Annotated in this window: 1 protein-coding gene; it reads left to right on the top strand. The window is 48.4% G+C overall.

All coding sequences use genetic code 11. The annotated features are described in order from the left end of the window. Positions 1 to 247, top strand: a 247-nt coding sequence (locus PPOP_RS24750) for a hypothetical protein (RefSeq protein WP_234399887.1), incomplete at its 5' end; no start/stop codon positions are given. Between the last annotated feature and the right edge of the window lie 106 nt (positions 248 to 353).

The raw sequence follows: 353 nt of genomic DNA, 5'->3' as shown, positions 1-353 counted from the left end.
TTATCAAAGCCTGTGGCAGGCCATTCATCCGGAACAAGGAACAACGCTGGCGTCCACGCAGAAAACAGAAACTAACCAAGCCAAACAACGACTAATACCTCGTCACTATGGATGTCACTCGCAAATGGACGGGCCGCGTGCAAAACTGGGGCCCAATGCTGCTGCAGCTCTCCGTTTTCTTTCCAAAGCGCATCGGCCAGCATCTGCCGTGAGGGTCGATCTCCCTCTCGGGGGAGATTCTCTATAAACGAGTTTACACAACAGGCCTGTTGATTAACCAACAAAATACAATTTAAGAATAGAAAAAAAGCCGCCAACTCGGTAAAATGTTTGTACCCTTACAAACGAACCGA

The sequence above is a fragment of the Paenibacillus popilliae ATCC 14706 genome (assembly GCF_000315235.1).
GTDB lineage: Bacteria > Bacillota > Bacilli > Paenibacillales > Paenibacillaceae > Paenibacillus_B > Paenibacillus_B popilliae.
The sequence above is the reverse complement of the archived record's forward strand: the minus strand, read 5'-3'. Positions and strand labels throughout refer to the sequence as shown.